Below are 26,331 nucleotides of genomic sequence, written 5' to 3' on the forward strand. Positions count from 1 at the left end.
CATTCTGGCTCCCCCTCATTTGGAAATTCTGTAAGCGAGAATGTTTTCACAAAAAAAGATGCGCCATTAAGCGCACCTCATGTATTTATGCTAAACTTTTCAGTTCTTCAGTCAGGTTTCGGAATGCTTCCTCGTCGCCGATTGCCAGCGCCGTGTCAATCTCACGGTACAAGATGGCGCACCGGCGCTTGCGCAGCGCTTCGTCCCACACCATTTCTGCCGCGAGCCCTAACATCACCTCATAGGTTGCCTTCATTTTGTCCATTCGAATACACCTCCGCTGTTTATGTTAATCCGTATACTTTCCCTAACTCCACATATCTGGCAGACGTGCGCGCCATCCGGAGCAGATCCTGGTCCGTCAATTCCCGTACTACCTTGGCCGGAGATCCGAGGGAAAGGGTGTATGGGGGAATTTTTTTGTTTTCGGTTACAATCGAACCGGCTCCTACTAAAGCATATTCACCAATCTCTGCTCCGTTCAATACAATAGCGCCCATTCCTATTAATGTTCCTTTGCCTATCCTGCAGCCATGGACAATTGCCCCGTGTCCGACCGATATGTCGTCCTCAATCAGAAGCGGCAATCCTTCGGCTACATGACCTATGGCCTCCTGGTGAGATACCGGCGTTACACAGCTCCCCCTTGCTTATAGGAGAAACTGCCTGGATTGCACTCTTTCCATACCCCATGTAGTCATTTTGATTACAGGGCCTGCATCCCCTTCTCCCATTCTGAGCATTCCCAGATGCAACATCATACGCAGAATGCGTTTTTCCAAAATCGAATCGGCATCGTCGTAATAAAACGGCTTAATGAGCCAGCCCAGCGCATTTTTTAAAGATTTGACTGTCACCCAATCGTAAGCGCTGACACTGATCCAATATACGAGTGATGGAAGATTTGGAATTGCGCCTTTATAAAGTCTTAACCAAAAGGAGAAAATCTGCAACAGGGATTCATATTTTGCTTCATCCAAAACCGCCGCGCCTAAGCTCGTCAGCTTAAGCCTCTGCCCTTCCTCCGCAATCCATCGCCGATGGCGTGCATAATCGTACAGGAGGGCCAGCCTTGGCGGGTAATGCTCGCAGGCTCTGCCGTAGCCGAACCTCCAGCCTCCTTTGGTCAGAAGCGGTTCGGAAATATGCAGGCCATTCATCAACTGCTGTTGGCATCTTCTGTACATCGCGCCTTCCAGATTCAATTCCGGCTCGTTCTCCAAAACAAAACGCAGAAGGGTCAGCAAATCGGCGGCGGCTAGTTCGCCTTCCTCCCTGTACACGCCCGGTTCCCCGCTTATTTCCAGCCCTTCCTTAATCCTTGCCGCCATCCGGTCACGGAAGCGTTCCTTAAGATCTTTCGGAACTTGAAACAAGTACTTGGTATGCTGAGATGCACCGTTAAAGAGCCACCCTCCGTTTTTGAACCGGGTTACCGTCTCGCGATAGCCTCCATTTGTTCCAGGCTGGGTCTCGAATGACGACGCTCTCGCTGCGGCAAGCAAATCCTCAAGAGTAAGATAGCTTCTTTCATCAAACAGCAGGGTATTCAGAAACCGCAAATCGTCTTGTGTGCATTCCCTCAATTGCGCTTCCATAAAGTCTTTGCTTCCAAGCGTTATGAGCAGGGTCTGAATAAGGTCATGCTTGGAATTTTGCTTACATTCGCACCGGTAACGGCCTGCTATGGCCGTCAGCTGACTCATGTCCGCAAAGCTGAGCATATCCGCCAGATTCATCTTCATCGCCTCGCCGTTTTAATACCATTATGGGATGAATGGCTTTTTTTATTCCATTTTTCGTAAAAAAAATAACCCGAAGGCGATCGGGTTAACGCTGGTTTTGCAGGATATGCCGGGTACAGTTATACAGGAGCGGGTTCCATTCCTTCTCTTGCTTCTCCAGAATCGTAAGGGAAAGATTGCCAATCCGCTGGGTGTATTTGTCCTTATATAGCGCGATATAGAGCTGGGCGAGAAACCCTCCATGCGACACAACGAGCACATTCCGGTCCGGATGCTTCCCGGATAAGTCCTCCATAAAAGCAAGCCCCCGCGCCTGAAGCTGTTCATCCTTCTCTTGGCCGAATTCCTGCTGATTCCAGTTCTTTCCCCATCTAGCTTCACGCTCAGCGGCTGTAAGCCCCTCTACCTGTCCGTAGGCGCGTTCTCTGATACGCTCGTCTGCCTCAAGGAGCGGAAGCCCTAGTCTTCCGGCAATAATTCTCCCCGTTTCTTCCGCACGGGAAAGGTTGCTGGTGATGCAGTAGTCCCAGCGGTATGGCTCGCGCAGAAGCCGCTCCGCGAGCAGTTCCGCCTGTCTGCGGCCTTCGCCGTTAAGCGGGATATCACTTTGCCCTTGAATCCTGCCGACAGCATTCCAATCCGTTTGGCCATGGCGTATCAAGCCCATCAACATAAGTAAACTCCCATCCTTTTCCGTATATTTCTTCTTACTGTAACATGGATGAGCTTAAATGTCTCCAAGTTTGGACGTTTCTACGCAGCAAAAGAGCCCTCTTGAATATCTAAGAGAGCTCTTTCAATGTCTGCGATACCGGTTAAGCCGGGCAAGCGAAAAGATGGACAAACCTACACCCAGCATCGACAGCAGCATCCAGTATTGCGGATGGGTTGGCCCCATGCTTACGACAAGAGGCTCGATAATCTGGCTGCCTCCGGAAGTGACCGGATAGACAGACTGCCAGTCGTTTGACGATCCGGCAATCCCGGTCGGCATAATTCCGCTCTGCGCCATAGTGGTGTTACCCGGCGTCTGCACCATTGTATAGTAGAGTAAGCTGCATAGGAACACCGCCAAAAAACAGGCGATCCACAAGCTGATCCGCCGCCGGAAGATACTGGGCTTGCCGGCCGACCTGCCGTCCCCCGGCATCAGCCAGGGGCTTTCCAAATAAATCCGTTCCATCACCCGGGCATTAATGGCCTCGGCGCGTTCCTCGCTCATCTCAGACTTCATGTCTTTGATCAGCCGGCTGCTTTCTTCCCACATCTCCCATTCGGCTGCGCAGTAGGAGCATCCCGAGATGTGCTGCAATAGACGAATTCGCTCCGGTTTACCGGGAGGAGCATCCCAAAGAAGCGGAATCAGATTCTGCGCTTCTCTGCAGTTCATTGGCTTTTCATCCTCTCAAGGTGTTGTTCGTAAGCGGGTTCGTAAAAATAGGATTCAAGCTGAAGCTTAACGCTGCTTCTCGCACGGAACAGCAGCGATTTGACCGAGCTGACGCTTTGGTCAAGAATAGTTGCGATCTCCTGATAATCCATTTGGTCGTACTCCCGCAGAATCAGCGCGGAGCGCTGTTTTTCCGGAAGATTGTTGATGGCCTTACGCACAAGATTCATCCGCTCGTTGCGCAGTACGGCCTGCTCAGGAGCCACTTCCAGCGGAGCGACCGGCGTATAGCCGCTTTCTTCAAGCGATACATTCCCCCCGCGGTTCTTGCGAAGCTCGCTTAGTACGGTATTGCGCGCGATGGTGTACAGCCATGTGGAAAAGGACGCATCTACCTCACGAAAGGAATGAAGGCTGCGGAAGGCTTTGTAAAACGTTTCCGAACAGAGATCTTCGGCGATAAGCTCCATTTGGGAATTCTTCAACATATGATAGACAAATGCCAGTATTTTGCGTTGATAGCGTCGCATGAGTTCTGAATAAAGTTCTGTATTTCCTTGCTTGATTTGCTGGATTAACTGGGAATCCGTCATGGTGGGCATTGCCTCCTCGCCATAGCGCGTTATATCCCGTTCGTACCCATTATTACCGAACAGGACCAAAAAAGTTGCGGTCTTTCTGAAAAAAATCTGATTTTCATACCGGTTTCTATGTATATTCATTAAGGCCAACGATAAACTGCGGAATTTCGGACATTTGGTTACAGTTGGTAACTCTATAAAAATACTTTTCCTATTGTACCACAATTCGGTTTCCAATGACATTAATAGACTTATGCCGCAAATCCTTATTTACCTTTACGAGCTTCCGCTTCGACAGGGAGGCCATTCAGCCTTTCTTCTGTATTCTAGATTTATCGGCTGTATCCAGGCAGTTGTGAAGCATTACGAATACCACACAAAAACTTTTCTTGAAAGCGTTGACAAAATGTAAACGGATACATATAATAAAAGTACAGTATGGTTTCTCTCCACTCCTATCCAAAACTGTTCAGTTCCAATACAGTGAACTGTGGCCGCTTTCTGAAAGCGGTCTTTTTTTGCCCTTTTCTATATAGCGCTGGCTTAACAGCTGAGCCCTGTATCTGCGGCATCGGTTCTCGATAGCCGTTGCAAGCAGGACGTCATCTTTTTCAGGTTGATTTCACTCAAAAAAGCCGGGCGCTGGCCCGGCCTTGCTTTAAACGTTATACGTACACTGTGTAGTCATGCCGCTGCAGCAGCACTTTGGCGCGTTCCATATCGCTCTCCTGGCGGAAAGACAGGCGCATAATACCCGGAACGTCCTCCCGGCTTTCAATAATCTGCACATTGCTCAGGTTGATGCCCTGATCGCCCAGTTCCGTTGCGATTCGTCCAATGATGCCGGGATGATCGGGAACGTCGATATGCAGATCGAACAGCGGGGTAATCATGCCCTTGCGCCGGTCAGGGAGCTTGCTGCGGAAACCGCCCGCTTCCTGGAACGCTTTCTCGATCCCTTCTCCGTCTTCGTTCTCCAGCAATTGCACGAAAGCAGAAATCTCTTCGTTCCAGTCCTTCAGCAGCTCCAGCATAACCGAGCGGTTATTCAGCAAAATATCCCGCCAAATAACGGGCTCGCTCGACGCAATCCGTGTAATATCACGGAATCCTCCCGCAGCCAGCGTGCTGTACAGCGAATCGGCAGAGTCGTACCCGTGAACCTGATTCACAAGCGCCACGGCGATTATATGGGGTAAATGGCTGATTGCTCCGACAATCTCATCATGCCGCTGGGGCTCCAGCCGGACGATCTGCGCTCTCGTATGTACCAGCAGCGTCTTAAGGGCCTCATATGCCTCTTCCGGGATATCCGGGGGCGGAGTAAGCACATAATAGGCATTCTCGAAGAGCAGCGAAGAAGCTGCCTCCACACCGGAGCGTTCCGAGCCAGCCATCGGATGACCGCCGATAAAATAGACGTCATGCAGGTCAATCGAAGCCGCGCAGGCGGCAATGCTCGCTTTGGTGCTGCCCACATCCGTAATAATGCAGCCCTTCTTAAGCGGCAGCTTGCTCAGCCTGAGCATATAATCTTCCAGCATCCCAACCGGGACGCACAAAAAAATAAAATCCGCGTCCAGCGCCGCCTCTTCAAAAGACAGCGTCGCGCTGTCGACTACGCCTCTGCTTACATATTTGGCAGCCGATTCCGGGCGATGGGCATGTCCCACCACATTTAGCCCTTCTCTGCCCTTAAAGCAGAGAGCCAGGGAACCGCCGATCAACCCGACGCCGAATATTGCAATCTTAGTCGTCATGTCTTTAAACAACTCGCCTTCTGTAATTTCCTTGCGCTGTCCGTGCTATACCAGAACTCCCTGCTCTTTGAGCGCGGCCTCCAATGCCTCGATAAAGACCTGGTTCTGCTCCTGCGAGCCGATGGTAACCCGGATGTAGGTAGGATAAAGGCGGTGTCCGGCTCTCACGATAACGCCTTTGCGGAGCAGCAATTCGAAAATGTCAAACGCAGACACACGGACATCAACCATAATGAAGTTCCCGTGCGCCGGGAAGGATTCCAGCCCAAGACGTTTGAATTCACCCTGAAGCTGAATCAGTCCGGCGCTGTTTAGGCGGCGGCATTCTTCCACATAGTCCTGGTCTCCCAGAGCCGCAATCGCGGCAGCCTGCGCAAGACGGGAAGTGTTGAACGGTTCGCGCACCTGATTAATGAGCGTAATAATTTCGGGTCTGGCGACCCCGTATCCGATCCGCAGCGCCGCGAGCCCGTATATCTTGGAGAAGGTGCGCAGCACGACGAGGTTCGGATAGCGATCCAGAAGCTTGATACCGTCGGAGTAGGACGGGTCGGTCACATACTCGTAGTAGGCTTCGTCAAGCACGACCATCACGCCGTCCGGGACAGCGTCCAGGAAAGCGGTCAGCGCCGGCCCGGATACAATTGTACCCGTTGGATTATTCGGGTTGCATACCCAGATTACTTTGGTCTTGCCGGTAATTCGGGCGAGCATTCCATCCAAATCGTGCGTGCCTTGAACCAGCGGCACTTCGATGCTCACCGCGCCTTCGATATCCGCGTTGCTCTTGTAGACGGAGAAGGTCTGGTCGGCCATAATCGTCTCGTCGCCAGGCAGGAAGAAGGCGCGGGCGATAAGCGCAATAATCTCATCCGATCCGCAGCCGAAAATGATATTGTCGCTGCTTACGCCCAAATGGGCGGCGAGGGAAGCGGTCAATTCGGCAGCGGAGCCGTCGGGATACAGGCTGAGATTGTCCAGTTCCGCCTGAATGGCAGCTTTTGCGCTTGGTGAAGAGCCATAAGGATTCTCATTGGAGGCAAGCTTAATAACCTCTTCAAGACCATACTCCTTCTTCACTTCTTCTATAGGCTTGCCGGGCTTGTAGACCGGAAGGCCAACGATATGGGGTTTCGGCTTCATGAACGATCCTCTCTCTCGGTAATAATCTATCGGTGCAAGAAGAAACGGCTTCGCCGTCCTCGCAGGAGGAGGGCATCCGTTTCTCGTAGAAATATAAGACCAAACGATAGGCGCGAAGCTTATAAAGTCTTATATTTTCAATAAAACTATGGTCTTAATTGTGCCACAAAATCACGGATTTGCAACAGCCCTTCAGCGCGCTTCGCCGGATCTTCAAGAAGAACAATTACTTCCTCAATCTTGCGTACGATAGCGCTCCCGACCACTACGCCATCGCAGATTTTGGCGAATCTGGCGACCTGCTCTGGAGTCGAGATGCCAAATCCGACCGCCACCGGAAGATCGGTCGCCTGACGGACGGATTCAATGAACCGGTCCACGTCTTCATGGAAAGATGCACGCTCCCCTGTTACTCCAAGAGAGGATACGCAGTATACGAATCCGTTCGCGCCGGATACGATCTTCGCGATGCGCTCGCTGGAGGTCGGCGCTACAAGAGGAACCAGGTTAATGCCTGCGTCACGGCTGCGGGAGCGCATTTCTTCCGCCTCCTCAACAGGCAAATCCGGAATGATCAACCCGCTGATCTCATGATGGTTCAATTCGGCAAAAAACGTATCGAGTCCCATCTGCAGCACGGGATTGTAGTAAGTAAAGAGAATAAACGGCAGCTTGCTTCCGGCTTCACGAGCCTTCAGCGCCGTTTCCATGCAGGTCCGCAGGTGTATATTCCCTCGCAGCGCCCGCGATGATGCGCGCTGGATCACAGGGCCGTCCGCCAAAGGATCGGAGTAAGGAACGCCCAGCTCAACAATGTCCGCTCCAGCCGCTTCCAGTTCGGCAATAATGGCCAGGCTCGTCTCCAGATCCGGATCGCCTATGGTCAGAAACGGAATCAGCGCCGCCCGTCCCTGTTCCTTCAGCCGCCGGAATGTCACATCCATGCGGTTCGTCGTTTCGGTCGTCATTTCAGCCCTGCTCCTTCCGTATAAGCCATAATCGATTCCACATCTTTGTCGCCCCGGCCTGATAGACAGATGACAATGATATCGTCCTTGGAGAGAGCCGGCGCAATCTTCGTAACCTGTGCCACGGCATGAGCCGATTCCAGGGCGGGAATAATGCCTTCGGTCACGCACAGCAGCTTAAGAGCGTCGAGCGCTTCCTGATCCGTAATGGGGACATATTTAACGCGCTCAATATCTTTCAGATAGGAATGCTCCGGTCCGACTCCGGGATAATCGAGCCCTGCGGAGATGGAATGGGCCTCAATAACCTGGCCGTATTCATCCTGAAGCAGGTAGCTCATCGAGCCCTGGAACACACCGTGGCTTCCTTTGCTCATCGTTGCGGCGTGATAAGGCGTGTCGACCCCTTTGCCAGCGGCTTCAACGCCGACCATATCCACGGTCTCGTCTTCAAGGAAAGGATAGAACATTCCGATGGCATTGCTGCCGCCGCCAACGGCGGCCACCAAGAGATCCGGTAATCTTCCTTCGGCTTCCAAAATTTGCCGCCGCGTCTCATCTCCGATAACCCGCTGGAAATTGCGGACCATCATCGGGTATGGATGCGGACCGACCGCAGAGCCGAGAACATAGAAAGTATCGTTTACGTTGCTGACCCAGTAGCGCAGCGCCTCGTTGCCGGCGTCCTTAAGCGTCCGTGATCCGGAGGTAACGGGAATAACCTCGGCGCCCAGCAGCTTCATCCGAAATACGTTAAGCTGCTGGCGGCGGGTATCTTCCTCGCCCATGAATACCTTGCATTCCATGCCCAGCAGCGCGGCGACCGTTGCGGTTGCGACGCCGTGCTGGCCTGCCCCTGTCTCGGCAATGACCTTCTTCTTGCCCATCATCTTCGCGAGAATGGCCTGGCCGATCGCGTTATTGATCTTATGGGCTCCGGTATGGTTCAGGTCCTCACGCTTCAGATATATTTTCGCTCCGCCCAGCTGCGCGCTGAGCCGTTCGGCGTAGTACAGCGGTGTCTCGCGTCCGGAATACTGCTTAAGCAAATAATCGACCTGCTCCTGAAACTTCGGATCGGCTGAGAACTTGTTATAAGCCTCCTCCAGTTCTATCAATGCATTCATCAAGGTTTCGGGTACGAAGCGTCCCCCGAAAGCTCCGAAACGTCCATGCCGGTCCGGCACCTGTATCATGATTGCTTCACCCTTTCCACAAAAGCTGTGATTTTGGCTATATCTTTCACACCGTCACTTTCCACACCGCTTGATACGTCTACTCCATCCGGCGCGTAAGCCGTCAGAAGACCGCCGACATTGTCCGGGGAAAGTCCCCCGGCCACATACAGCGACACACCGATCGCCCTCGCCCGCTTGTGGTAATCCGGGATCTGTTCCCAGGCGAAGGTCCGTCCGGAGCCGCCACGCTGCGCGGAGTCATACGTATCGAGCAGAACGGCGTCAATCGTTCCGGCATAGCTTTCAAGCGCCAGTTCATGGTTCACCTCGCCACCTTGAGCCGCCACAGATAGAGCCTTCCATACCTGAACGCCAGGAAAGGCTTCTTTGACCTCACGGCAAAATGCCGGACTTTCGGTCCCGTGCAGCTGAATAACGCCGAGCGGCGCGGCGGAAAGAATCTTATATAATTCATCCATGTCCGGGTCAACAAATACCCCGGCGGCAATAGGGGCCTGGCTCGTTCTCCAATCAGCCAGGATGGATATCAGACCCGAAGCCTGCTCCGGCGACACCTTCCTGCGGCTCGGAGCAAAGACAAGGCCGATATAATCAACCGGCAAGTGTACCATAGATTTTAGCACTTCAACGTCCTGAAGTCCACAGATTTTTACTTTTGCCTCAGCCATTGCGCACCTGGTCCTTACCTCGCAGAACAGGGCCAAGCAGCTTACCGACCGCCTTCTCCACATCCTGCTGTCTCATAAAATATTCTCCGACCAGCACACCTTCAGCCCCGGTCGTCTGCAGATAAGCAATATCCTCCGGCCCCGCAATTCCGCTTTCGCTGATTAGGGGAACCCCCTTCGGAGCGAGCGCCGCAAGCTCAGCTGTCGTTGCCAGCGCGGTTTCGAACGTGTGCAGGTTGCGGTTATTGATGCCGAGCAGCACATGTGGAAGCTCCGCTCTGCCCGTATCAAGCACGGCCTCCAGTTCGCTGCGGTCATGGACCTCAATCAGTACGTCGAGTCCGAGTCCGGCAGCCGTGTCTGAGAGTGAGGAGAGCGCCGCCGGCGTCAGAATGGCCGCAATCAGCAGCACGGCGTCTGCACCAAGCAGCCGGGCTTCATAGATTTGCTTCTCGTCGATGATGAAATCCTTGCGCAGGAGCGGCAGAGCGACCGCTTCGCGGACTTGCCGCAAATATTCGCCGCTGCCCTGGAAATACTGGCTGTCGGTGAGAACGGAGAGGCAGTCCGCTCCGCCAGTCTCGTAAGCCTTGGCAATCTGGACCGGATCGAAATCCGCCCGGATCAGTCCTTTGGAGGGGGATGCCTTCTTCACCTCGGCGATCAGCCCCATATCACGCTTCCGTCCGAGTGTGAGCGCCTTGCGGAAGCCGCGCGTCTCCGGCAGGCCGGCGATTTGCGCTTCCGCTTCGGTAAGAGAGAAGGATTCGGCGAGCAGCTCAACCTCTTTAATCTTTGTGGCTACGATTTTATCTAGATACATGTTTTAGCTCCTCCGTTATGGCGATAAGCTGCTCCAGCTTGCGGGCCGCTGCGCCCGAATCAATCGTTTCCGCCGCCTTCCGTACACCTTCGGCAAGCGTATCGGCGAGACCGGCGACATAGATGCAAGCACCGGAATTGGCAAGCACGATATCCCGGTACGGTGTCTTCGCGCCGTCCAGCACCGCGCGGATAATGGCCGAATTCTCTGCAGGGCCGCCGCCTAGAATGGCTTCAAGCGGATGGCGGGAAAGCCCCAGCTCTTCCGGGGTGATATCATAGGTCGTAACCTTGCCATCCCGCAGCTCAGCCACAGCGGTCGGTCCCGAAATACTGATCTCGTCCAGACCTTCGTGACTGCTGACCACGAGAGCGCGCTTCAGGCCCAGCTCCTTCAGGACCGTGGCGAGCGTCTCCGTCTTCTCCTTGTCGTATACCCCTAGAAGCTGGCGGTCCGCTCTGGCCGGGTTCGTCAGCGGGCCAAGCACGTTGAATACCGTCCTCACGCCCAGCTCTTTGCGGGGGCCGGCCGCATGCTTCATGGACGGATGGTAAAGCTGCGCGAAGAGGAAGCAGATGCCGATCTCGTCCAGACACCGCCCAGCCTGCTCCGCATCCAGATGAATGTTAACCCCGAGTGCTTCCAGCACATCGGCACTGCCCGTTCTGCCGGAAGCGGAACGATTGCCATGTTTGGCGACACGCACCGAAGCGGCAGCGGCAATAATGGCGGAAGTGGTGGAGATATTGGTCTTGTGAATACCCGAGCCGCCCGTTCCGCAGGTGTCCAGCAGCCGCGAGTTTTCTGTCGCAACCGCGGTACCGTAGCCCTTCATCGCTTCTGCGAAGCCGGTTATTTCCTCCACTGTTTCCCCCTTGATCCGCAGAGCGGTAAGCAGGGAGCCGATTTGGGCCTGCGTCGCTGCTCCTTCCATGATCCCGCCCATGATATCCCGCGCCTGCTCCCGGGTTAAATTCTTGCCTTCGATCAATCCGGCGATTCCGGACTGGATCAATAGATTGGCATTGCTGTTCATCCTTTTTTTCTCCTCCCGCTTATATTAGATTATTGCCCGCTCCAAGCTCTTCCCGCGCTCTTTGCGTCAAGGAGTGTACTCGTACATATAATCCTGATTGATGCTGCCGCCCTCTTTCGCTTTTGCCGGGAACATCGTCTCTGCCATCCGGATCGCTTTGAGCATGCCCTTCGCCTTGTTTACGGTCTCCTCATACTCCTTCTCCGGCACCGAATCCCATACAATCCCCGCCCCTGCCTGAACATAAGCCCGGCCTTTGCGGAAAATAATCGTCCGAATCGTAATGCAGGAATCCATATTTCCGGAGAAGCCAAGATAACCGATTGCTCCCGCATACGCTCCCCTTGCTTCACGCTCCAGCTCAGCGATAATCTCCATCGCCCGCAGCTTCGGCGCTCCGGATACGGTGCCCGCCGGCAGACAGGAAAGGAAAGCGTCGAAGAAGTCTTTATCCTCGCGAAGCGTGCCCGAGACATTCGACACCATATGCATGACATGAGAGTATTTCTCGATCTCCATGAAGGAATCGCATTTGACGGTTCCGAACTTCGACACCCGGCCAAGATCGTTGCGGCCAAGATCGACGAGCATCAGGTGCTCGGCTCTCTCTTTTTCATCCTCCAGCAGCTCAGCCGCCAGTGCGCGGTCCCGCGCCTCGGTCTCTCCTCTGGGTCTCGTTCCGGCAATCGGGCGGGTCTCGACTCGGTCACCGTCCACCTTCACCAGTGCTTCCGGCGATGTTCCGACGATGATCTCTTCATCCATTTTGAGATAATACATGTACGGGGATGGATTCAATGTGCGCAGCAGCCGGTAGACATGGAGCGGAGACACCTCGGTATTGATATGAAACCGCTGAGACAGCACCACCTGAAAAATATCGCCGGCCCGGATATATTCCTTGGCCTGCTCCACATTACCGATAAACTGTTCCTTCGTCAGGTTGGAGTGAATGTCTCCTAGCTCGATATCCTGCGGGATGCTCCGCCGGTTCATGTTTTCCTTCGGCGCTTCCTTGCACAGCTCCTCCGCCATTTCATCCAGCTTGCTGTTCAGCTTCTCGTAATTCGCCCGGATATCGGAATCCGTGTCGCCGTCCTTGACATGCAGGTTGCCGACCAGCAGGATCTGCTGTTTGACATGGTCGAACACGATAATCCGGTCGCAGAACATGAAGCGGATGTCATCCATCTTTAAGTCGTCGCTGGCATGAGCCGGCAGCTTCTCGTAATACTGCAGCAGATCATACCCGAAGAATCCGATTGCCCCGCCGGTAAACGGAGGCATCTCCGCAAGCTTGGGACTGCGGTATGAACGCAGAAGGGCTTTCAGTTCCTCGATCGGCTTGCCTTTCAGCCCTCTTTTCTCGCCGCCGATTTCCACGTTGATCGCACCCTTTTTGCCGGAGATAAGCAGAAACGGATCGCTGCCGATGAACGAATACCGGGCCCATTGGATGCCGCCCTCCACGCTTTCCAGCAGAAAGGCATTCTTCCGGCCGGCGAACCGCTGGAATATCCGGATCGGGGTTTCCATATCGGCCAGCAGCCGCTTCACTACGGGAATCAGATTATACTGCCGCGAGAGCGACACCACTTGTTCTACATTAGGACTGGTCATTTGTCGTTCCTCCTTGGACTTAGAAAGGGTTGGTACATCATACGTCACCCGTGTCTTTAGCTTCGAAAACAGGGGCCCAAAATGCAGAAAAACCTCCACCGAAGTAGAGGTCATGTTAAACAAGCGTATATAAGAGCGGGATTCCGGCTTCTGGAAAATGCAATGGCTCCACGGCAGATCATTCATGAAGAAAACTCCGCACATCAGAACAACGCAAATACGATTTCCCCAAAAGACGCTACCCACATATAAGGGCGATAAAGTTCGGAATTACATAAACGGGCGGCAATCCATCATCAGATATTCATGCACTTGTAAGCCTGCTAATCCGCAGTCCCTGTACTTGCATATCTCGCGCCTTGTATGTACCCTGAAAATCCCTTACACTCTGCTCTTCTCAGCTCATCTAATCTCAGTCTTGGCTCTGCTTCACTCGTCTGTTTACACTATACATGATACCAACGCTTATTGACAACCCCTGGACAACTATATTATGAGGGAGACTTGCATCGATGTTAAAAGCGTTCCCTTGGCAAGGACCGGGTAAACTGTCATTTACCTTTTAGTTAAGCCGCGCTATTTGCTTTCGGATAGATCGGGACGAAGCTTCTGCGCCTCGTTCAGGTATACATGGCGGATTTCACTCTGACTCTTATCCGTGTTGACCTGCACCATCAGGCGAATGCATTTCGGCAGGCTGCCCTTAACCGGAATTTCAGTCGAGCACATAAGAGGCACCAGCTCCCAGCCCTCGATTTCCCGAATAGCCCGCGCCGGAAAAGTTGCATCCAGATCGGTCGTCATCGTGATCCACACACTGCAAATATCTTCGGCAATAATGTCATTGCGTTCAACCATTTCCCGCAGCAGCAGGACGGTTTCCCGCAGAATTTCCGTTTCGTCGTTGCGAGTTACGGTTGTCGCTCCGCGAATTCCACGGTTTACCATGGGCTTCCCTCCTCTTTAAGCTGCCTGATAACCTCGCGTACCGCAGACTCCTCGATACCGTCAACAATGCTGACGGCTCCAATTTCGTCGGGAACGATGAACGTTATCCGGCCTTCCTTGAATTTCTTGTCATGCATCATCGCTTCGATGATGTCTTCCTCGCCGTATTCGGCCGGCAATCTGGTTGGAAGCTCCAGCGCGCTGAGCATGGAAACCGTCTCTTCGTAGAGAGAACGGGAACGCCCCAGCTTGGCGGCCAGAAGCGCCGAGCCCGCCATTCCGATGGAGATGGCCTCCCCGTGCAGGAAGGTTCCATAACCGCCCACTGCTTCTACGGCATGTCCAATCGTATGACCCAGGTTCAGGATGGCCCGCAGCCCATGCTCCCTTTCATCCTCGCCTACGACGTCCGCCTTGATCGCGCAGCCGCGCTCCAGCGCATAGCCCAGCGCCTCCGGCTCCAGATCGAGCAGTTCGGCTGCATGGTCCCGGCACCAGTAGGCGAAATCGCGATCCAGGATAAGACCGTGCTTGATAACTTCGGCCAGACCGGATCGCACCTGGCGAGGAGGAAGCGACTTCAGCGTGTTCAGGTCGTACACGACCATTTTCGGCTGATAGAAGGCGCCGATCATATTCTTCGCTAGCGGGTGGTTCACCGCCACCTTGCCGCCGACGCTGCTGTCATGCGCCAGTATCGTCGTCGGAATCTGCAAGAAGCCGATGCCGCGCATATAAGTGGCGGCCACGAAGCCCGCTAAATCGCCGACAACCCCGCCTCCGAGCGCCAGAACGGCAGAGCTGCGGTCTAGCCCGGCAGAGATCGCCGTCGTCATCACTTCCTCGTACACAGTCAGGGACTTTGAAGCTTCTCCCGACGGAATGACATGGCTGACCACCGTATAGCCCCCGGCCTTTAGCCGTGATTCCAGATTAGCCAGATATAAAGGAGCTACTGCGCTGTCGCTGACGATCAGCAGCGGGCTGCGCACCGGAAATCCGGCTTCCGCGCACAGTCCGGCAATGCCCTCCAGTATTCCGCTGCCGATCACGATCGGATAGGAACGATTACCCAAATCTACTTGAATCCGCCGCATATCAGTAGCTCTCCAGTTGGGCGAGATAGTTATTATAATTGGCTCTAATTTCTTCCAAGGAATCGCCGCCGAACTTATCCAGGAACGCCTTGGCAATTTCCCAGGCAACCACATTCTCCATTACGACGCATGCTGCGGGCACCGCGCAGGCATCGGAGCGCTCCACCTGTGCGGTAAACGGCTCCTTGGTATCGATATCCACGCTCTGCAAAGGCTTGTAGAGCGTCGGAATCGGCTTCATCACACCGCGAACCACAACCGGCATGCCGTTCGTTATTCCGCCTTCAAATCCGCCAAGCCGGTTGCTGGCCCGGTGGTATCCGCGTGCGGGATCGTACATAATCTCGTCATGGACCTTCGAGCCTCGCAGCTTGCCCGCTTCAAAGCCAATCCCGATCTCCACGCCTTTGAAAGCGTTGATGGACATAACCGCTCCGCCGATGGCTCCGTCCAGCTTGCGGTCATACTGCACATAGGTTCCAAGGCCAACCGGAAGCCCTTCGACGATACATTCCACGATTCCGCCGATGGAGTCGCCTTCTTCCTTGATCTGGTCTATGTAGGCTTCCATTTTCTTCTCGGTTTCCTTGTCCACTACTCTGACCGAGGATTCTTCCGTGCGGGCAATTAGTTCGTCAATGGGCAAGTCATTCGCAGGAGCTTCGATTTCACCGATACGGATGACCTGTCCGGCAATCTTCACTCCGAATGCTTCGAGAAGTTGACGCGCCACCGCGCCGCAGGCCACCCGCGCCGCCGTCTCCCTGGCGCTGGAACGCTCCAGGACATTGCGCAAATCCGTTAGATTGTATTTAAGTCCTCCGTTCAGGTCCGCATGCCCGGGACGTGGACGGTTCACCCGCCGCTTATCCTCGTCTGCGCCCGAAATCGGCTCAACATTCATGATATTCTTCCAGTGAGTCCAGTCTTTATTCTCTACAACCAGCGCAATTGGAGCTCCGGTCGTGACTCCGTGACGTACTCCTCCGACAATCTGGGCGGTATCTTTCTCAATTTGCATGCGGCGACCGCGGCCGTATCCTTTTTGACGCCGCTGCAATTGAAAATTAAGCTGTTCAAAATCCAGCGTAAGATTGCTGGGCATACCCTCTATAATCGCCGTAAGCTGGGGACCGTGTGTCTCCCCGGCAGTTAAATAACGTAAACTCATGCTGCGTTCCCCCTTCGCGCTTTCAAACTGTAAACTGCTAAAATCCGTTATGACCTTTGCTCATTATAGTATAGGGAAATCACTTTTGACAAGAAAGTCACATCAAGATAGCGGCACAAAGTGAGGTCCTGGTCTGCACATAGCAAAAAAGCGCCGCCCGGGCTCCATTTTATAGGAGCGGGCGGCGCCTTCGCCGACTGCAATGAAACGGGACTTTAGCCGCCGACACGCCGGCTCTCCCGCATGCAGGACATTTTGCTCAGTTCCTGCCGAAGCAGGAGCTGAAGCTGCACATCCTCCACACCGAGAATTTGTCCGCATTCCTTTACCGTAATGAACCCCCGGCGGTATGCGTCGATTACCTTGCTTTTATCCATTTATAGACGACCTTTCGCTTGGCATACTGATTCTATCATTCAGTATCTCTGCATGCAGCCGAAAGTATACCTAAGTACAGGACAACAATAGAGAAGCGTCTTATTTTTTCCGGTAAAAGAAAGTTTCCGTAGATTCGAACCCGTATTTGGAAGGTGTAAAAATCTGCTCCGTGCTTCCAACGAACAAATAGCCGCCGGGACGGAGACTGGCCGAGAACTTGCGGTACAGCTTATCCTTGGCTTCCTCCGTGAAATAGATCATTACGTTCCGGCAAACGATAAGATCGAACCCGGTATCGAATTTGTCCAGCAGCAGATTCTGCTTGTGGAAGTTAATATTTTTCTTCAATTCATCACTGACCTTATACATCAGCCCTTCAGGCGAGAAATACCGTGCGGCCACGTCCTTCGGTACATCCTTCAGCGAACGCTCAAGATATATTCCCTTATTGGCCTTGGCCAATGCGCCTTCATCGATATCGGTCGCCAGAATGCTGGTCTCGCGCAGAATTTTTTTATCGGATAGAATCATGGCGAGTGTGTAAGGCTCTTCTCCGGTGGAACAAGCCGCGCTCCACAGTTTCAGCCCCTTGCCGCTTCCCTGGAGTTCAGGCAAAATAATATCGCGCAGCACTTCCCAGCGGTTCGGATTGCGCCAAAATTCAGAAACATTAATCGTCATCCGGTCCAGGAACTCATAAAACAGACCCTTGTCTGCCATCATCGCCGCAAAAAAGTCGGTGAAAGTATGGTATCCGTTCTTCGTGCGAAGTGTCGTTAGACGCCGTTTCATCTGGGCTTCCTTATACTGTGACAGATCGATGCCCGTACTTTTATTGACATTTTGAATAAACCCCGTGTAATCGGGATCCACTGCCGCCGCTTCACGTTCAGGCATCATTTTCATCTACCCCTGTCTTTATGCCCGGATCAGATCCAGGCCTCAATATCTTTGTTATACTTGTTCAGTTCCTCGGGAGCAAAAAAGTTGGCGATTTCTCTTGCTGCGCTCTCGGGAGAGTCGGAACCGTGAATAAGATTGAGAGGGGTATGGCTGGCGAAATCCCCGCGGATGGTCCCAGGAAGCGCTTCGCCCACCTTCGTCTTCCCGATCAGCAGTCTGGACAGAGCGATCACGTCGTCGCCTTCCCAGATCATTGCAAAAACGGGGCCGGATGTGATAAACGAGATGAGCTCCGGGAAAAAATCTTTGCCTTCATGCTCCGCATAATGAATCTTGGCCTGCTCCTCCGTTACCGTGATGAGCTTGGCGGCGACCAGCTTAAAACCTTTGTCCTCGAAACGGGCTACAATGCGGCCAATCAGACCGCGCTGCACACCGTCAGGTTTGATCATCAAATACGTTCTTTCCATAGGGTTCACTCTCCATTCTCCCTTATAGATGATGGTCTGTTAAGCTATCTTACCAAAATCGCCGCTGTCTGTTAAATTGTTAAATCGGACCACGCAGCATTATCAGTATGCCCTGCCGGTTACAAAATAGGCAATGTCGCGCAAATTGCCCTTTGTGCGGTTGTTCGGCAGCTTATCCAGCGCGGCCAGCGCCTTGTCGATGTAACGCGAGGCCAATTCCTCCGCTCGGGAAATGCCGTCCCCGGATAGAATGATGTCAATGGCGCGGCCAGCTCCCGCCCGGCCTTCGCGGATCTGCTCCAGTTCATCCAGAAGGGCGCCGCGCAGACGGTCGTCCTCCAGGGTGTAGATGACCGGCAGAGTAATATTCCCCTGCCGCATATCGCTGCCCGGCGGTTTGCCAATCTGCTTCTCCGTTCCTCTCAGATCAAGCAGATCGTCGCGGATTTGGAAAGCCATCCCTACATTATATCCATACTTGTAGAGCAGCCCGGCCTTCTCCAGCTCAGCGTCCGCTGCCAGCGCCCCAAGCTGGCAGCTGATGGCAATGAGCAAGGCGGTTTTGCGCCGGATACGCCGCAAATAATGGCGTACACTCTGTCCGCTGTTGAAGAAATCGCGGATCTGCTCCATCTCGCCAATCGTCATCTCCACCATCGCCTTGGACAGAATCTGATGGATGCGCGGGTTCGGCAGCTCCGCCGTTATGGCCAGCGCCTTGGCATAGATATAATCGCCCGTGTACATTGCGATTTTGTCGTCCCATTTGGCCTTAACGGTTGGCTCGCCGCGCCGCGTATCCGCATCGTCGATGACATCGTCGTGGACAAGGGAAGCGCTGTGAATCAGCTCCAGGGGAACGGCAATCCGCTTCAGCTTGTCGAGGTCGTATGTGCCGAATTTACCGCCCATGAGCACAAATACCGGACGCAGCCGCTTGCCGCCGGCCTTCAGCAGGTGGAGCGACGTTTCCGTGAGCAGGGGATCATCGCCCTGTACGCTTCGGTACAGTTCCTTTTCCAGAATTTCCATATCCTTATTTAGCAGGCCGAACATTTGCAGTCGTTTCATTCCTTCACCCGTGTCAGCAGATTGTCGCTCCAAAACTCCATTTTCACCTTCTGCGGCAGCAGCCCCATTTCATTGGCATAACGGAAATAGAGATCCAAACCTCCCTGCTGCCTTTCTCCAAAATCATAACACAAATTCTGGAAATAACCAGACCAGTATCCGGCATCGCCGCCGATTCGATTGCAGGCCTCCGAGACAATCGGCGCCAGATTCCGCAGTCCCCGCCGCTTGCTCTCGATTAAGGCTTGGCAGATCTCAGCGACCGCCTCCGGTATTTCCAGCGCCGATTTCCGGCTTACAGCCCATACCGCAAAAGTCATCCCAAGTCCCGTCCACCGTTTCCACATTTCGCCCAGATCGGTAACTCTATACTGTTTATTCTGCCACATTGCCCGGATTGCATGATCGCCAATCAGCAGACAGGCATCCGCCTGTTCCATCATTTTCTCCAGATTCGGCTCAGCGCTTATGTATTGCGGATTTCCGCCCACAGCCTTCTCCAGCAAAATTTTCAGCAGATTCACCGACGTAGCCGACGTGTTCGTCACGGCGACCGTTCCCTTCGCCGCTTCTTCCACCGTTCCCTTCGAGAACAAAAGAATCGACCTCACGGGACCGTCCGAGCTGACGGACAGGCCCGGCAGCAGCAGCAGCCTGTCGCTCGCTTCAGCAAATGCAAAAGAAGACAGCGCCCCAACATCAATATCACCGCGGGCCATGCCGCGATTCAGTACGGAAGGCACCTCGCTAACCATCCGGGCCGGAAAAGAAAGAGCAGAGGGATCAAAGTTAAAAAAAACGGGCCATGAATTGGTATAGCTGATTTTGCCGATTACGGCAGGACCGCTCCTCATCTTAATCCCCCCATCTGCGAAATAAAGCGTGATCAATTCCGAAGCTGTCCAGCACCTTCCCGACCATAAAGTTGACCAGATCATCCATGCTTTGCGGCCCGAAATAAAAAGCCGGCATGGCCGGAATGATTCGAACGCCGAGCCGGGACAGCTTCAGCATATTTTCCAAATGTATCGCATGCAGCGGCGTCTCCCGGGGAACGAGCACCAGCGGACGCCCCTCCTTCAGCATCACATCTGCGGCGCGGGTCATCAAATTGTCGGAGGAGCCGTTCGCCACGGCCGACAGCGTTCCCATGGAACAGGGCATGATGATCATCCCTTCCGTCCGGAAGGAGCCGCTCGCGATGGAAGCTCCGATATCGGCGACGGGGTGATAGATCAGAGAACCGGGCCAGCCTCCAAATTGATCATTCAGAACGCCCTCCCGGTCAGAGACGCTCCAGCCCAGCTCTTCTTTCAGAACCCGCCAGCCCGCATTGCTAATAACAAGATGCACAATAGACCCTAGGGACAGCAGCGTTTCCGTCAAACGCACACCGTATATCGCGCCGCTGGCCCCCGTAATGCCGACTATAAAGCCCTTCGATCTTGAATTGCTCATTTGTTAGTCTGCACCACCAGGTCAATCAAGGTAAAAGAGAACACCACGATACTGAGCACCCCGTTCATCGTGAAAAATGCCGTTTGCAGACGGCTCAAATCGTTCGGGGAAACGATGTGATGCTCATAGAACAAAATAGCGTAAGCAATCAGCATGCCTGCGATATACCACCAGCTCAGATGAGCCATGAACAGCAAAGAAATGAAGCCTATGCCGGTCAATATATGAAATACCTTGGCGATCTTAAGCGCTCCCGCAACACCAAAGCGGACCGGAATGGAGTGCAGCCCTTCCTTCTTGTCGAACTCCACATCCTGGCACGAATAAATAACGTCAAACCCGGCCGTCCAGAACATGATGGTAAAATAAAATACCATGGCGGTCCAATCCACCTTGCCAGTGACCGCGACCCATCCCCCAAGCGGGGCCAGCGCGATCGTGAGGCCCAAAATCAGATGGCAGGCCCAGGTAAAACGCTTCGTAAAGGAATAAAACACAAGCAGGAACACCGCAATCGGCAGCAGCTTCGCGGACAGCGGGTTTAGCTTGAACGCTGCCCAGAACAACAGGAAGAAGGAAAAGGCGACAAAGACAATCACTTCTCCCGCCTTCAACAATCCCGCTGGAATGGCTCTACCTGCCGTACGCGGATTCTTGGCGTCGCTTACGCGGTCAATTAATCGGTTCAGTCCCATCGCGGCGCTGCGGGCGCCGAACATGGCAATGATGATCCAGCCGATATCCCGCCAGGAAGGAAGTGAGCCGGACATCACCATCGAGCCGAGCAAGGCGCCCATAAATGCAAACGGAAGTGCGAATAACGTATGTTCAAACTTTATCATTTGCATAAAAATACCAATTTTCTTAAACATCCACATTCTCCTTGAGCCCAATGTGTAATGCCGCGATGCCTCCAGTCAAGGGGAAGGATTCTACGCGCTCCAGACCGGTTTCACGAAAGATCTGTTCCAGCTGCCTTCGGTCCGGAAACATCGCAAGCGATTCGGGAAGCCATTTGTACTGCTCATAGCTCTTCGCGAACAGCTTGCCGATCAGCGGCAGCATCCGTGTGAGGTAGAAATAATAAATGCCTTTGAATGGCTGGACCGTTGGCTTGGACAATTCCAGGCAGACAACCATCCCGCCGGGCTTCACCACGCGCTTCATTTCGCTAAGCACCTGAATGGGGTCGGGCACATTGCGCAGACCGAAGCCGATAGTAGCGTAATCGAAGGAGCAATCACCGAACGGAAGATTCATGGCGTTTCCCTGTACCAGGGAGATCCGGTCGCCAAGCCCCCGCTCTTCCACCTTGCGGCGCCCTACGGCGAGCATACTCTCGCTGAAGTCGAGTCCCATGACGCCTCCGGTCTCACTGCTCTCAGCGAGCGCGATGCTCCAGTCGCAGGTGCCGCAGCATAGATCGACGGCGGTATCTCCGCGGCGCATCGCCATCTTGTCCATGGCAAACTGCCTCCAAGCCTTGTGACGCCGGAAGCTGAGGATATCATTCATTGTATCGTACTTCCCGGCGATTTTCTCAAATACGGAATGGACAAACTGTTCCTTCGGCTTGATCCCGTTATCGCCGGCCGCTGTTGACTTATTCATGTATGATCCTATGCCTCCCCCGCTGCTTGTCCCGACATTTTCAATTGCAGATGGAAACGGTCAAGCGTCACCCGCAGTTCGCGGGCGAGGCTCTCGTCCCTGAGATCCTGAAAGAGCTTCTGAATGGAATCCATCGCCTGATGCAGCTTGTCCGTCAGCAGGGATTCGCATTTATACTTCATTTTCAGCTTCTTCCAATCCTTAGGCCCGAGCTTCCGATCCCGGAGCTGCCGTCTCTCTTCATCATTCGCCGCCTCCAGCAAATGCCAGAAACAGTAGCCATGCAGCGCTTCGGCAGTCGAAGCTCCCCGCTTCAGTTCCAGCGCTATGGTCTCGCACCGGCTGAATTCATACAGCAGATTCGCCCACGTCTCAGCAAGAGAACGATCGATCAGGGGGGTAAAAGACAGGAATAGACGCATGTTCAGCTGCACAGCGGCCTGCAAATAAGCTTCAGCTGAAAGAATCATTTCTTTCGCCTTGATGTACAGCTGCGCCTTAAGAACATTAAAATCGGCGATTGCCGCGCTTAAAGAACCGACGATCCCGATTTCCCCGCTCTTAGCCAAAATATGATAAAACCAACTGCTGAAATAATCTCCCGCGAGCACCTTCAACTGCCGTGAACGCATAGCATCCCCTCCGGGAGGGTCTGCCATAAGATCGATCGACTCATGGGTATCGAGCCCAAGCTGCACGAGCGCGGTAACGAGCGAACACAGCTCCGCGTCGGGCTTCCTCGCGGCGCCATGGTTCAGAAATATATATAACAATGATACCCGGGCATCCGGAAATGGCGGCAGGTCCGTATGCCGCTGAATCATGTCGTAGTCCGTATAAGTTTTAGCCAGTTGCGGTATGCGGTACGGTTTCATTTCAGCCTCCGAGCCAATAAAAATGTATGACTGATCGTTTGTTCACAATCTTGTCTCAATCTTGACCATTATATCACATGTTTTTGAGTCGCGCACAACCGGATTCCCAGCCGTTCCAAGCTTCTTAGTTACATTTACCCGGATGAGGGAGGAATGAATTGATTTTTCCAGAGGCTCGTTTCACTGATTCGAAAAGCCGCCTTGAGACCGCCTGTAAGCGGCAGATTGCCGGCTGTTTGAAGCTCGCTCAGCAGTTCGCCGGACAGTTCTTGGCGCCTGGCGTCCGCAGCAAGCAGCAGACGCGCCGTACCCAGCCATTTGTCCTCCGCTATGACTCTTAGCATAACCTGATCGATATTTTCCGTATCCCGGAAAGCGAACAGGAAAGCCTTGGCCATATCGGCGTATACCTCCCTGGGCTCAAGCCTGCTGTCCGTTACCTTCAAATCCAGCGACAGCACTCCATCCTCTAAGCCGACGCTGCCGATGGACATAGAGAAGGGGAGGCTGCCGACTGAGTCCACCAAATTGGCGTCCCCTAGAATAATTCCGTCCTTGGCTGACGAAAGGGTCTCCACTATCCTATGTTCGCCCAGCATGGATGAATGAAGGCTTTCCATCCTTGGAAGCAAAGCGGCGGAAACCGCCGTAACCAGCATCGCCGCTCCAATCCACCATGTCCGGTTCATCATTCATCCCCCTTTACGCCTAAGCAGCAATGTACGCATATAGAAGACCTGGATTAAGCGTGAAAACTATACTTTTTTATATGCAAAAAAAAGCAGGCTATGCCTGCTGCTTTAGATGCCGCTCTCCAATTGTCCGTGCTTGGTCATGATCTCCGCCTTGCCGCGGATTTTCATCGCCGAGGTATGATCGGTAAACTGCGCAATCAGCACCTCTCCCTTGTCGAGCTTCTCGGTATGATGAAAGCGGGTATCCAGACCTCTCGTCAGCCCGATCACCTGCACGCCGTTCTCTTTGGCCTTCACGACGATATAATCGCTCTCCACCGCATCCGGGGCGCCTTCGTTCTTGCTCTCGCTCATCGCTAGTCCTCCCTTCGGAAATAACGTTTTGCCGCTCTTAAAAATAAATGCCGCCTGAAAGGGCGGCATGGTTAATTCGAATCATAATAATAATCGGCTATGTAGAAATCATTATTTAATTCCGTCTTTGAGCGCTTTGCCCGGTTTGAATGCCGGAACTTTGCTCGAAGGAATTTCGATTTCTTCACCGGTTTGCGGATTGCGGCCTTTGCGTGCGGAACGTTCGCGGACTTCAAAGTTTCCAAATCCGACCAGTTGCACTTTGTCACCGCCCTGCAAAGCTTCCGTAATCGCCTCGAATACGGCGTCTACTGCTTTGGTAACATCCTTCTTGGGAAGTTCAGTTGCTTCCGTCACTTGGTTGATCAAATCAGATTTATTCATTTCTTCTCACCTCCCTGGCAAGTTCTCTGTTATTGTTCACTGTTTCCGTTTCAACGCAAAATATACGTGATGATTTTCATAAAATGCATTATTGCCTGCATCCTTCCCCGGATGCGCAACAAATTTATAGTAATACAGCCCATCCATAATTTCAAGGCGTTCCGAAAAAAACAAGCTGAAATGATTTCCTGCATCTCCAAAACGGCATAAAAAGAGCAGGACGCTGGCGTCCCGCTCTTTTTTCTTCGCTATTTTTTCGTTGCTAAATGGGCTTACAGAATAATAGCAATCAAGCCGCCGGACCCTTCGTTAATAATGCGGCCCAGCGTTTCTTGCAGCTTATAGCGGGCGTTGTCCGGCATCATGGCGATTTTGCCTTGTATGCCCTCCCTTACGATGCTGTGCAGCGACCGGCCGAATATATCCGACTCCCAGATCTTTATCGGGTCTTTCTCAAAATCCTGCATCAGATAGCGGACAAGCTCTTCACTCTGCTTCTCCGTACCGATGATCGGCGAGAACTCCGATTCCACATCGACACGGATCATATGGATGGACGGAGCGGTCGCTTTCAGCCGCACCCCAAAGCGCGTGCCCTGGCGGATCAGCTCCGGCTCGTCGAGCGCCATTTCGGCCAGGGAAGGCGCGGCAATGCCGTAGCCTGTCGTCTTGACCATTTCGAGTGCTTCCGCGAACCGGTCGTACTCCCGTTTGGCATGAGAGAATTCCTGCATCAGCTGCAGCAGATGGTCCTTGCCGCGGATTTCGACGCCGACGACTTCCATCAGTACCTGGTCATACAGCTCTTCAGGCGCGTACAGGTCGATTTCCGCGACGCCTTGGCCCATATTCATGCCGCTGAGTCCGGCTCTGTCGATAAAGTCATATTCCGCAAACTGGGAAACCAGCCGGTCGACATCGCGCAGGCGGCGGATATCCTTGACGGTGTCGCGCACGGAATTCTCGTAATTGCTGCGCAGCCAGTGATTCTCGGGCAGCACCATTACCCAGCTCGGCAGATTGACATTCACTTCATGCACGGGGAATTCATACAAGACTTCACGCAGCACGCCTGTTACGTCATCCTCGGACATTGTAGCCGCGCTGAGCGTCATGACCGGAATATCGTATTTGGCGGCCAGCTCGCTGCGGAGCTGCTGGGTCTCCTCGCTTCTCGGCCGAGTGGAGTTGATGACAACTACGAACGGCTTGCCGACCTCCTTAAGCTCCGCAATGACGCGTTCTTCCGAATCTACGTACGAACTGCGCGGAATTTCCGCAACGGTGCCGTCCGTGGTGACGACGACACCAAGCGTCGAATGCTCCTGGATCACTTTGCGAGTGCCGATTTCCGCCGCTTCCTGAAACGGAATCGGCTCCTCGAACCAAGGTGTGGAGATCATCCGAGGGCCGTTCTCGTCCTCATAGCCCTTGGCGCCATCGACCGCGTAGCCGACACAATCCACGAGTCTGACGTTAACCTCAAGCCCCTCGGCAACCTTGATCTGTACCGCGTTATTCGGAACGAACTTAGGTTCGGTCGTCATAATCGTCTTGCCTGCGGCGCTCTGCGGCAGCTCATCCACGGCACGCACGCGGTCCGCCTCGCTCGTTATGTTAGGCAGTACGATCGTTTCCATAAAGCGCTTGATAAATGTTGATTTCCCCGTGCGGACCGCGCCGACGACTCCGAGATAAATGTCCCCGCCGGTGCGTTCGGCAATGTCCTTGAAAATATCCACTTTTTCCAAAAGAGATCCCTCCTCATATACTTCCGAAGAAAAAATGCCTGAAGAGCATCGACTTCGCGCTTGCCGCCGGTGTTCATCGCCTTCTCGGCATGAACCGGACTCTGCACTTGCTGCCCGGCTGAAGCTTGGTCCGTAAGGTCCGTAAGCTTTGCCCCGCGGTAAACTCCGAACGCTCGGACATGCATTTGGACTAGTATCATCATATGTACCCGCTGCAGATTTATGACCTGCT

29 protein-coding genes and 1 pseudogene are annotated in these 26,331 nt (G+C 53.6%); all 30 read right to left on the reverse strand.

Annotated elements, in window-relative coordinates; all coding sequences use genetic code 11:
- Positions 1-85: 85 nt before the first annotated feature.
- Positions 86-265, reverse strand: coding sequence for an IDEAL domain-containing protein (locus PDUR_RS16725; RefSeq protein ID WP_036594344.1), 180 nt, complete (start codon positions 263-265; stop codon positions 86-88).
- Between the two features lie 19 nt (positions 266-284).
- Positions 285-663 (reverse strand): annotated as a pseudogene (locus PDUR_RS16730) (gamma carbonic anhydrase family protein); the annotation flags it as partial.
- Positions 651-1,739, reverse strand: a complete 1,089-nt coding sequence (locus PDUR_RS16735) for a hypothetical protein (RefSeq protein ID WP_042207295.1) — start codon at positions 1,737-1,739, stop codon at positions 651-653. The pseudogene PDUR_RS16730 and the gene PDUR_RS16735, both read right to left, overlap by 13 nt.
- A gap of 91 nt (positions 1,740-1,830) precedes the next feature.
- On the reverse strand, positions 1,831-2,418 hold the full coding sequence (locus PDUR_RS16740) for a histidine phosphatase family protein (protein WP_042207296.1): 588 nt from the start codon (positions 2,416-2,418) through the stop codon (positions 1,831-1,833).
- Positions 2,419-2,541: 123 nt separating this feature from the next.
- Complete coding sequence (locus PDUR_RS16745) at positions 2,542-3,135, reverse strand: anti-sigma factor (protein ID WP_042207297.1); 594 nt, start codon at positions 3,133-3,135, stop codon at positions 2,542-2,544.
- Positions 3,132-3,728 (reverse strand): RNA polymerase sigma factor, encoded by a 597-nt coding sequence (locus tag PDUR_RS16750; RefSeq protein WP_042207299.1) that lies wholly within the window; start codon positions 3,726-3,728, stop codon positions 3,132-3,134. The genes PDUR_RS16745 and PDUR_RS16750 overlap by 4 nt, the downstream gene beginning before the upstream one ends.
- A gap of 653 nt (positions 3,729-4,381) precedes the next feature.
- The gene (locus PDUR_RS16755) at positions 4,382-5,476 is read right to left on the reverse strand and encodes a prephenate dehydrogenase (protein ID WP_042207300.1); all 1,095 of its coding nucleotides are present in this window, start codon (positions 5,474-5,476) and stop codon (positions 4,382-4,384) included.
- A gap of 45 nt (positions 5,477-5,521) precedes the next feature.
- Positions 5,522-6,619, reverse strand: a complete 1,098-nt coding sequence (gene hisC / locus PDUR_RS16760; protein WP_042207301.1) for a histidinol-phosphate transaminase — start codon at positions 6,617-6,619, stop codon at positions 5,522-5,524.
- A 146-nt stretch (positions 6,620-6,765) separates the two neighbouring features.
- Positions 6,766-7,587 (reverse strand): tryptophan synthase subunit alpha, encoded by an 822-nt coding sequence (trpA, locus tag PDUR_RS16765; protein ID WP_042207302.1) that lies wholly within the window; start codon positions 7,585-7,587, stop codon positions 6,766-6,768.
- Complete coding sequence (gene trpB / locus PDUR_RS16770) at positions 7,584-8,783, reverse strand: tryptophan synthase subunit beta (RefSeq protein ID WP_042207303.1); 1,200 nt, start codon at positions 8,781-8,783, stop codon at positions 7,584-7,586. The genes trpA and trpB overlap by 4 nt, the downstream gene beginning before the upstream one ends.
- Positions 8,780-9,454, reverse strand: coding sequence for a phosphoribosylanthranilate isomerase (locus PDUR_RS16775; protein ID WP_042207305.1), 675 nt, complete (start codon positions 9,452-9,454; stop codon positions 8,780-8,782). The genes trpB and PDUR_RS16775 overlap by 4 nt, the downstream gene beginning before the upstream one ends.
- Complete coding sequence (gene trpC / locus PDUR_RS16780) at positions 9,447-10,277, reverse strand: indole-3-glycerol phosphate synthase TrpC (protein ID WP_042207306.1); 831 nt, start codon at positions 10,275-10,277, stop codon at positions 9,447-9,449. Before trpC ends, PDUR_RS16775 begins: the two co-directional genes overlap by 8 nt.
- Complete coding sequence (gene trpD, locus PDUR_RS16785; protein ID WP_042207307.1) at positions 10,264-11,313, reverse strand: anthranilate phosphoribosyltransferase; 1,050 nt, start codon at positions 11,311-11,313, stop codon at positions 10,264-10,266. The genes trpC and trpD overlap by 14 nt, the downstream gene beginning before the upstream one ends.
- Before the next feature lie 66 nt (positions 11,314-11,379).
- Positions 11,380-12,933, reverse strand: coding sequence for an anthranilate synthase component I (gene trpE / locus PDUR_RS16790; RefSeq protein ID WP_042207308.1), 1,554 nt, complete (start codon positions 12,931-12,933; stop codon positions 11,380-11,382).
- 576 nt (positions 12,934-13,509) lie between these two features.
- Positions 13,510-13,881 (reverse strand): chorismate mutase, encoded by a 372-nt coding sequence (gene aroH, locus PDUR_RS16795; RefSeq protein ID WP_042207310.1) that lies wholly within the window; start codon positions 13,879-13,881, stop codon positions 13,510-13,512.
- Positions 13,875-14,978 carry a 3-dehydroquinate synthase gene (gene aroB, locus PDUR_RS16800; protein WP_042207311.1) on the reverse strand — a complete coding sequence of 368 codons (1,104 nt, stop codon included), beginning with the start codon at positions 14,976-14,978 and terminating at the stop codon, positions 13,875-13,877. The genes aroH and aroB overlap by 7 nt, the downstream gene beginning before the upstream one ends.
- Position 14,979: 1 nt before the next feature.
- Complete coding sequence (aroC, locus tag PDUR_RS16805; protein WP_042207312.1) at positions 14,980-16,149, reverse strand: chorismate synthase; 1,170 nt, start codon at positions 16,147-16,149, stop codon at positions 14,980-14,982.
- A gap of 215 nt (positions 16,150-16,364) precedes the next feature.
- Positions 16,365-16,526 carry a hypothetical protein gene (locus PDUR_RS29195; RefSeq protein WP_169744917.1) on the reverse strand — a complete coding sequence of 54 codons (162 nt, stop codon included), beginning with the start codon at positions 16,524-16,526 and terminating at the stop codon, positions 16,365-16,367.
- A gap of 100 nt (positions 16,527-16,626) precedes the next feature.
- Complete coding sequence (locus PDUR_RS16810; RefSeq protein ID WP_042209439.1) at positions 16,627-17,424, reverse strand: CheR family methyltransferase; 798 nt, start codon at positions 17,422-17,424, stop codon at positions 16,627-16,629.
- Positions 17,425-17,456: 32 nt separating this feature from the next.
- Positions 17,457-17,900 carry a nucleoside-diphosphate kinase gene (gene ndk / locus PDUR_RS16815; protein ID WP_042207313.1) on the reverse strand — a complete coding sequence of 148 codons (444 nt, stop codon included), beginning with the start codon at positions 17,898-17,900 and terminating at the stop codon, positions 17,457-17,459.
- 102 nt (positions 17,901-18,002) lie between these two features.
- Positions 18,003-18,971 (reverse strand): polyprenyl synthetase family protein, encoded by a 969-nt coding sequence (locus PDUR_RS16820; RefSeq protein WP_042207315.1) that lies wholly within the window; start codon positions 18,969-18,971, stop codon positions 18,003-18,005.
- Complete coding sequence (locus PDUR_RS16825; protein WP_042207316.1) at positions 18,968-19,825, reverse strand: menaquinone biosynthetic enzyme MqnA/MqnD family protein; 858 nt, start codon at positions 19,823-19,825, stop codon at positions 18,968-18,970. Before PDUR_RS16825 ends, PDUR_RS16820 begins: the two co-directional genes overlap by 4 nt.
- A 1-nt stretch (position 19,826) precedes the next feature.
- Positions 19,827-20,429 carry a UbiX family flavin prenyltransferase gene (locus tag PDUR_RS16830; RefSeq protein WP_042207317.1) on the reverse strand — a complete coding sequence of 201 codons (603 nt, stop codon included), beginning with the start codon at positions 20,427-20,429 and terminating at the stop codon, positions 19,827-19,829.
- Positions 20,426-21,301, reverse strand: coding sequence for a UbiA-like polyprenyltransferase (locus PDUR_RS16835; protein WP_042207318.1), 876 nt, complete (start codon positions 21,299-21,301; stop codon positions 20,426-20,428). Before PDUR_RS16835 ends, PDUR_RS16830 begins: the two co-directional genes overlap by 4 nt.
- Positions 21,294-22,040, reverse strand: a complete 747-nt coding sequence (locus PDUR_RS16840; RefSeq protein WP_042207320.1) for a demethylmenaquinone methyltransferase — start codon at positions 22,038-22,040, stop codon at positions 21,294-21,296. The genes PDUR_RS16835 and PDUR_RS16840 overlap by 8 nt, the downstream gene beginning before the upstream one ends.
- 8 nt (positions 22,041-22,048) lie before the next feature.
- Positions 22,049-22,915: a heptaprenyl diphosphate synthase component 1 gene (locus PDUR_RS16845; protein ID WP_042207321.1), complete on the reverse strand. Its 867-nt coding sequence runs from the start codon at positions 22,913-22,915 to the stop codon at positions 22,049-22,051.
- Between the two features lie 134 nt (positions 22,916-23,049).
- A complete protein-coding gene (locus PDUR_RS16850; RefSeq protein WP_156130481.1) occupies positions 23,050-23,607 on the reverse strand; it encodes a hypothetical protein in 558 nt (185 codons plus the stop codon).
- A gap of 108 nt (positions 23,608-23,715) precedes the next feature.
- On the reverse strand, positions 23,716-23,964 hold the full coding sequence (gene mtrB / locus PDUR_RS16855; protein ID WP_042207323.1) for a trp RNA-binding attenuation protein MtrB: 249 nt from the start codon (positions 23,962-23,964) through the stop codon (positions 23,716-23,718).
- Between the two features lie 111 nt (positions 23,965-24,075).
- Positions 24,076-24,348 carry an HU family DNA-binding protein gene (locus tag PDUR_RS16860; RefSeq protein ID WP_025691450.1) on the reverse strand — a complete coding sequence of 91 codons (273 nt, stop codon included), beginning with the start codon at positions 24,346-24,348 and terminating at the stop codon, positions 24,076-24,078.
- Positions 24,349-24,620: 272 nt separating this feature from the next.
- On the reverse strand, positions 24,621-26,099 hold the full coding sequence (gene spoIVA / locus PDUR_RS16865; protein WP_042207324.1) for a stage IV sporulation protein A: 1,479 nt from the start codon (positions 26,097-26,099) through the stop codon (positions 24,621-24,623).
- Between the last annotated feature and the right edge of the window lie 232 nt (positions 26,100-26,331).

Origin of the sequence: Paenibacillus durus (assembly GCF_000756615.1) — a bacterium.
Taxonomy (GTDB): domain Bacteria; phylum Bacillota; class Bacilli; order Paenibacillales; family Paenibacillaceae; genus Paenibacillus_AQ; species Paenibacillus_AQ durus.